Below are 7,762 nucleotides of genomic sequence, written 5' to 3' on the forward strand. Positions count from 1 at the left end.
AACTCCAGCCTCCGCTGGTCCAGAAACCTGGGGCAGTTCAAAAAACGCCCAGGCTCTAATCGCAGCCGGATGAAAATTCAGTGGCAGGTCAGCTGCTGGAATTTTCTAAATATGATCCTAGGATCGGTAGCAGGAGAATTCTTGTGAAAGGTGACCGGTCACTATCTGTAATTCAAAAGATATTCCAGTTTGTTCCATCGTAGAAAAATTCAAATTTTTCGTTCTGAGACATTGCTACCAGGTTTGAACCTCCCGTTCCGTTCACGACATTGAGGTTGTAAACGCCAGCGCCAGTCCGCTTAATGAGTATGCGCATCCCTTCGAAAATCTGATTTGAGAGATTTGCAGAGTTTAAGAGTGTCACAGTCCGTTCAGCTGTAAGTTCTGCTTCAAAAATGAGAATTTTCTCAAGGCGAGCATTTACAGATTTATCACTGTCACCGGGCGTTTTGACAGAATTTTCGGGTGTATCAATTGTCCAACCTTGATTGCCTCCTGTCACCTTCGTGTAATTTACGCTGATTCCTCCATCAGTCCGTCGCAATCTTGATCCTATGGCGGCGGTGACGATGCCTTCTGGATCGCCAGTGACAACTGCGTCAATCAGGCATTCGCTATTTTGGGCATAATCCAGGAACTCAATATTGCTTACTGCAGTGTTTTGGCCGGTTGTCTGAATTGACGCCATACGCGAAATCTTAACGTCAGTGGCTGAATTCGGAGAATCAATAGAAATGAGTGCTGCAGTATTTTTGATGATGGAGCCATCGCAAATTCGAATATTGTTAATTGATGCGCCGGCAGATCGGATTCCAAATGTCGTTTCGCTGAAGCATCCTTTCACTATGAGACCATCCGATTGGCGGGCATTACTGTCACTACTGTCGTAGCTTATGAGTATCGCTCGCGTTACGGAACTTCCTTGAGCCGACGTCTCGATGACTACATTCTTGGAATGCCGAACCCTAACGAATTGAGATACATTGCTGGCATTGATCGAGCCCTTAATGACAGCCCCGTCCGAATTGTTGACATAAAGCGGAGTGTAAGCGTTATTGTCGCCATTACACCCAATAACATCAACATCAAGGATGGCGCCGGGTGACGCATCTGATATCTGTCCGCCTTGCTTTTGCGTAACAGTCTTGCCGGCAATGGCGGATCCTCGCATATGGGCGTTTGGCGACTTGTCAATTTCCAGCCCGAGATTATAGGCTCCCATAGCTGTCGCTAAGCATTGACCCCCAGGACTGTTATTCATTGTGACGCCGATATATCCACCGCGAGTGCTTGCTATAATGACAGGAGCTTCGCAATTTGTATGTGTTTCTACGCCGATACAGGTGTCGGCGAAGCCGTCGCTTTCAGCAAGAGTTGTATTGGCGATAATAATTGGAAGAAATTGTTTATATGTTTCAGTTCCTAAAACTTTAACTCCACCATTGAGGCAGCTTGTACCAAGTTCTGAATTGTCGACATTCATATCAATTCGCAGGCCATAAACATCTTTATTTATAGCCTTTGAAAAAAGACCCATATTGACACAATTTTTCGCGAAGCCTTGGAAGTGACAGTTGTCACTATCCTCGTGATAAATTCCAGATCCAAGGCTATTCATGACCACGAATGTTGATGCTGTTTTGCAATTGTCTGTGTTGATGTAGAGTGCGTCATTCACTGCAGCTCCTATGTTGTCTTGATCAGCAACAATGTCAAAAATTATTCCAGGTTGGTCAACTTTTAGCCATCGGCCTGTTGTTCCGGTCAGGCGTTTTAGCTTGCCGCCCCCGAGAATTGGGACGGAAAGCGTAATATTTCCAACAATGTATGTTTTTTCCCTGTTCGTTATAATTGATAAGCCAAGATCTGCACCGACTGTGTTGGCCAGAGTAAACGCTGCAGTGTCATCAGTCGTGCCGTCACCTATGGCTCCGCAATATTCTACGAAGAGCTCGCCAACAGGAAGAAGCCCAGATACCGAAAGATCTGACGTTACGCTTACTGATGCGCTACTATCTACTATGTGAGTAAGACCACCCATTTCGAAGGTAGTTCCATCCGGCATAGCCGAAAATCGGGCGGCATTCAAAGCTGTGCGGCGTCCTAGATCGCGAAATTTCACTCCTTGTCCATTAGTGAAATCCTCACCACTCGCGACTGCTTCGAATAGGGCAATGTTTTTCAGCAGTGCAACTGTACCCGTTGGAGCTTCTGTGGTGGTAACAGCATCTAACTCAGCTGCTGTATCCAGTTGGATGCCAGCATAAATGTCTTCCCTTGCAACTTTTCTAAGTTGACCACCTGTCGTGAGGGCAAGCACATGAGAGGCAGACAGGACCGCTGTGACCGAAGCCTGATCAATATTTTTTTGCGTATCAGCCATGTTTTACTCCGTCCAGGTTGCAACCCACTGACCATTATTGTCATCAGTCCAGGTTGCAATCCATTGATTGCTGCTGTCATCCGTCCAAGTCGCTATGAAATCTGTCAACTCTTCGTTGGTGACCGTTTCACGTTGCATTTGATTTCCCGAAATTCGAGATTCCGCTGGAACTACTCGATTTATTTGGTTTGGCATCGATTTACTCCTCTATTGGAACAGAACTGTAGAATAGGTGGATTCATAAAAGTTTGATCGTGTCCCGAGGAGTGGTGTAGCTGGATCGGTGGTCACCAGTGTTTTCCGGTAGGGTCGGGTTGTTGAAGAAGGCAACGGCCATGTCGCCAACGCCTTTCTGGAAGATCAGAGCGCCGTGGCCCGCTTCGTGAATCAGGAATGACTGGGCGTTCGTCAGTGGCGCTGCCGCTTCGGCGGTCCAGCTTTGCGCCGTCTGCACATCCCAGGTGCTGCCAAAGGAGAGCGCCGGCACCTCGCTTGTAATCGGCTCGTGAAAGCCGCTCTCCGGCAGCTTTTCGAAGAGATCGCGATTTGCATAGAGGCCGGCAGCAGTCGAAACGGCCACCCAGGTCAGTTCGGGATAGGCAAGATTGTCGATGACCTCCTGATAACCAGCCGGGGAGTTATACGGCATGTCTTCCTGACAAGCGTAAATCAGAAGATCGACTCCGGTGATGAACTCACCGGCATACTTGAAGCTATCGGTCGAGATTGCAGCAAAGGTCGCTTCGACCTCGCTCTCCGACATGGCCGAAATCAATGCCTCCAGACGTTCCAGCGTGGCGCCCTCGAAATAGCGTTCCACGAACGCACGCAGCAATTGCTTGTCTGGAGCCTCGGTTTGCAGGCTTACATAATCCGTTGCCATGGTGGAGATCAGCGCTCTGTCGCCCTTCACCATCGGTATGGTTGCCTTGGTCAACTCCTGATCAAAAAGGGCGGCCAACGGACCGTTGATTGTTTCATCATGCACGAAATCCTTTAGATCATGAATGGTGTCGCGGAGCGAGCGGAGCGCACGCTGCTGGATCACAATGTCTGATACCGCGCCCTCGGCAAGTGCCTGCTGGCTGTCCGAAAGGTCTTTGGAGGCTCCTGTGACATCGGCCTCGCTCATGACCGGCAGAACGAACTGGCTTTCGAACAGGAGTTTCACCGTTGGTGTCGGGCCACCAGTATTCAGTTCATAGAAGTAGGCCGGAAGATAGGGCGTGATGCTGGGGGTGCGAAAGGATTTGTTTCGTGTTACCAACGGCGTCATTATCATGTCGACGTCAAGCTTGGTATCATCGACAACAAGCTCGCCAGCCGCCGCTTTCGCAAGAACCTCGCCGATGACGCGATCCAGCTCCGGATACGACTCGTTGCAGTCCTTGTTCTCCGCGCAGTCATTCGCCAGGCTGACCAGTGCCTCGTCGATCGGCGGCGCGATTGTATCGTAAAGCTTGACGACCGGCGGGGCGACACCATCGATCACGGCAGCACGCAGGCCCCCCGGTGCGGACCGCATCACTTCAAGCGTCAGCTTGGTGCTATAGGAGATGCCGTAAAGATTATAGCTGTCATAGCCCAGCGTGTTCAAAATGGCCGGAACATCCCGGGCATTCTGGACGGTATTGTATTTTGCAGTATCGATCTCGCTCGCCTCCAGCTCGGAAAGACAGGCGGCCAGCTTTTCATTCACTTTCCCGTCTGCCGCAGACATGCTGTCCGGCTCCTCTTCGTCATCCGGAGCAAGGGCAATATCAAGGAAGCTCTGGTAGATCGCATTGAAGCAGGTGACCGACTGGCTTGAAAGACCTGCCGCACGCTGATCCCACATGATGACGTCGCGGGTCTGGCGGAAGGGATCGAACACCTGCGCCACGCCCTCAAGCGATTCCAGCGTGCCGGCTCCCGGCCCGCCGTGAAGATAGGCCACCGGATCCGGTTCCGGGACGCTTGAGTGCGATTTCAACACCGTAAAGAACAGATCGATGTGCTTGCCGTCTGGCGTATCATGATCTTCCGGTACGGAAACCAGCCCGCAAATAATGGTCTTTCCCTCTATCTCCTCCTTGCCGATCGGGCGAGGGCAAGCCTTGATCTGCACCGGAACCAGGGGATCGACACCGCCGCTCGCGACTGCGGGAAAGGCATCATCTATCGCGCTCGGCGCAGAAAGAGCGGCGAGCAAAGCCGCCATTTGTGTGAAATCCAGCATTGACCCCTCCAGGCTGCACTAAGTAGCTTTTATTCTTGGTCAATCGGCAAATCTGCAGCTTGCCTGATTGAAGCTCTGGTAAATTTATCGCCAGTTCGGTGTTTCCTCTCAAGGTGAGAGTTTCACTTGATCTTACCTCAAAACTGGACCTGTCGCGTATTTGTGCCGCTCGGATTGCTCACTTAAGCTACCTTTCGCTCGAAAGCCAAGGGGCTTTTCCAGCCTAGGGCTGAGTGGCGACGGCGCGGATTGTAGAAGCCGTTGATGTATTCGAAGATGGCGACTTCGGTATCACGACGCGTTCGCCAGGACTGCTGCCACAATAGCTCGGCCTTGATCGTCTTGAAGAATGTCTCGACCGCCGCGTTATCGTAACAGTTTCCAGTACCGCTCATCGACACCTCGAAGCCATGTTGGCGCAGGATTTTTTGATAGTCGTGAGAGCAATATTGGCTGCCACGGTCGGTGTGATGCATGCAGCCTTTCGGCGGTCTTCGCAGGGCGATGGCCATGTTCAAGGCTCTGATCGCCAAGTCACGTTTCATGCGGTTTGAGACGGCCCAACCGATCACGCGCCTTGAATGCAGATCAAGGATGACAGACAGGTAGAGCCATCCCTCCTGGGTCCACACATAGCTCATGTCACCGGCCCATTTCTTATTGGGGGCATCCGCGTGGAAATCTCGGTTCAACAGATTCGGCGCGATATTGAAGCCGTGATTGCTGTCCGTCGTCGCTTTGAACTTCTTGTTTCGCTTCACCTCAATACCATTCTGGCTCATCAGCCGGCCGACACGGCGATGCCCTACGTCAAGGCCGAGCTCCTTCAGCTCTTCAGTCATGCGCGGTCGGCCATAACTGCCAAGAGATAGGGCGAACTGTTCGCGAATGTGCGCCAAGACAACCATATCCTTGCGTTGGCTTTTGCTCAGGGGACGGCTGCGGTATGCACGATACCCTCTCGGGCTGACATCCATAATCTGGCACAGCCGCTCGATGGGCAACATGTCAGCATTCTTTGCGATGAAAGCAAACCTCATTTGCTTCGCTCCGCAAAGAACTGGGTGGCCTTTTTTAACACCTCCCTCTCCTCCCGGAGCAAGCGGTTCTCTTTCCGCAGATCGGCGACCTCGCGTTCGAGATCGGACTGGGTCGTTGGCTTCTCAGGATTGCGCCGATCTTGCTGGATCCAACGGCTCAGCGTCGAGAAGCCGACGCCAAAATCCGCCGCCACCTGGCTACGCGGCAAGCCGCTGGTCAAAGCGACCCGCACTGCCTCAGCGCGGAATTCCGGGGAAGGTTTTTGTGCCATGATGTTTCTCCTTTGTGGCAAAATGCCAAGTCAAAGGAGCGGAACAATTCCGTGACAGGTCCATGATAGCCATGCCCCGATCCCGTTCCTTCAAGATTGCCGCAACCTCCATTGCGGTCGCCGGCATCCTGTCCGGACTTGCGCTTGCGGTAGCGCCTGTTCTCGAAACGCGGCTGTTCGCAAGCCTCCGGGGTGCAGCCATAACGGCCGAGCCCTATGTGCTGACCAGACGTCCGATTGATGTCCTGGCAGATGCGAAGGCTGGCTCAATGGGCCGACTGACAAGGCCGCGCTGTTCAGCGACAAGGTTGTCGTGGTGAACTTCTGGACCTTTTCCTGCGTCAACTCGCTGCGGGCATTGCCCTATCTGAAAGCCTGGCAGAACGCTTATGGCCAGGACGGTTTCACCGCTATCGGCGTCAATACGCCCGAGTTCGGATTTGAGCAGAGTGCCGATAATGTCCGCAAAGCAATGACTGCTCTCGGGATCGACTAAGCGCGCTACACTGGAATCAGATGCTTTCGCAACAGTTTCAAGACCAGGGGCTTTCCATGACAACACCAGCCTATGACCAGCAGTTGCAGCAGTTGCTCAACATTGTCAGGGACTATGTGCCGCTAAAAATGACGTTAGTTGATCTGCCGCGTTTCAGAGGATTGAGCAGCCCCTCGCGGCAGGATCTGATCGCTGTTCGTCCGGTCGAATGCCGCGACTTCACAATTCCAGGCTTTCGCGATGACGACATCATCGTTTCGGTCCTTTCGGGCCGCGACCATGAGACGGCTGGGCCCGGCATCTATTTCCTTCACGGCGGCGGCATGGTTATGGGCAACCGTTTTGTCGCGGCCGCGCCGCTTGTCGATTGGTGCCTCAGATATGATGCCGTCTGTGTGACCGCTGAATATCGTCTGGCACCCGAAAACCCGGCTCAGTTCCGCGCGGAAACCAACGGAGGAGGTAAGGAGCACCGGTTACGAATAAACGCCTTCTGGGCGTCTGAAAACTTCGATTCCTTCATCTCTTCCACCCCTTCTCCCAGCCAGAAAAATACCGCGGAAAACTCCAACATCAAACGATCTAGTTTTCAGGGGGCAGAGCACCCGCAATGGCATGCTGTCGCCCGTTGAGTTCGAACGACAGCACAAATCAAAACCGAGGGTGTCTACGAAACTCGGGGCGATTCAACAACCGCGACTAGAGAACTGCATGAGAGATGATCCGAATATGCGGTCCATACACGGAATATTCAGACCTGACATTTCTCAGATCACTTCAAAAACGGCGCATAGGCGCGTATCGAAATTGGCGAAAGCGGACCGGTGGCACATTGCTGCGCAATATCGTTGTCGCTGCAAAGCTTGTTGATCGCCGTAATCGTGCTTTGCGTTAGCCTGCCATTCGCGCGGCCGTCATAATAGGCTTTTTCGATCAGCTGGTCCTGAACAGTTTCGACAAAACCGTTCGGGTCGATCAGGCGTTGCGCTATCAGACCGCCGACAGACAGGGTTTCTCCGGCCTTTGCTGCCCATTCAGAGGCCTTCGGGATGTTTTTCCGAACGCCATTGCCGTTGTTATAGGCTCTCGCAAGCGCGACCATGCCACCAGTATTTCCCCGATCCGCAGCTTGGGTGAAATAGGCTACGGCCTTGTTGCCATCTTGCGATACGCCAGTACCTGTGAGATAGGCTTGGCCGAGCGCGATCAGAGCGCCGGAATTGCCCTTGTCTGCTGCTTGCTGGAAGAAGTCGACAGCCTTAGCCTCATCCATGGGGACGCCGGTGCCGGACTGATAGGCCCGGGCCAGTTCGAGCAATGCGCTTGAATTGCCCTTGTCTGCTGCTTGCTGGA

Annotated in this window: 6 protein-coding genes; 2 read left to right on the forward strand and 4 right to left on the reverse strand. The window is 52.7% G+C overall.

Annotated features, from left to right (window positions below):
- Positions 1-172: 172 nt before the first annotated feature.
- From FJU08_RS22420 to FJU08_RS22430, 3 genes are all read right to left on the reverse strand, one after another.
- Entirely contained in the window at positions 173-2,383 is a 2,211-nt protein-coding gene (locus FJU08_RS22420) for a hypothetical protein (RefSeq protein ID WP_141151269.1), read from the reverse strand.
- A 238-nt stretch (positions 2,384-2,621) separates the two neighbouring features.
- The gene (locus FJU08_RS22425) at positions 2,622-4,601 is read right to left on the reverse strand and encodes an alpha/beta hydrolase (protein WP_141151270.1); all 1,980 of its coding nucleotides are present in this window, start codon (positions 4,599-4,601) and stop codon (positions 2,622-2,624) included.
- 182 nt (positions 4,602-4,783) lie between these two features.
- Positions 4,784-5,913, reverse strand: a protein-coding gene (locus FJU08_RS22430) for an IS3 family transposase (protein ID WP_407943733.1) whose coding sequence is annotated in 2 segments (ribosomal slippage) — positions 4,784-5,679 and positions 5,679-5,913 — 1,131 coding nt in all. Because the reading frame shifts where the segments join, the coding sequence is not laid out codon by codon here.
- 316 nt (positions 5,914-6,229) lie between these two features.
- On the opposite strand from FJU08_RS22430, the gene FJU08_RS22435 reads away from it, so the two are divergent.
- Together FJU08_RS22435 and FJU08_RS22440 are read left to right on the forward strand one after the other, a co-directional pair.
- The gene (locus FJU08_RS22435) at positions 6,230-6,409 is read left to right on the forward strand and encodes a thioredoxin domain-containing protein (protein ID WP_141151272.1); all 180 of its coding nucleotides are present in this window, start codon (positions 6,230-6,232) and stop codon (positions 6,407-6,409) included.
- A gap of 56 nt (positions 6,410-6,465) precedes the next feature.
- Entirely contained in the window at positions 6,466-7,041 is a 576-nt protein-coding gene (locus FJU08_RS22440; protein WP_181410003.1) for an alpha/beta hydrolase, read from the forward strand.
- Positions 7,042-7,181: 140 nt separating this feature from the next.
- Here FJU08_RS22440 and FJU08_RS22445 read toward each other — a convergent pair.
- Positions 7,182-7,762: tetratricopeptide repeat protein (locus FJU08_RS22445; protein ID WP_141151274.1), on the reverse strand; the 581-nt coding region annotated here is incomplete at its 5' end.

Origin of the sequence: Martelella alba (genome assembly GCF_006516955.1) — a bacterium.
Lineage (GTDB): Bacteria > Pseudomonadota > Alphaproteobacteria > Rhizobiales > Rhizobiaceae > Martelella > Martelella alba.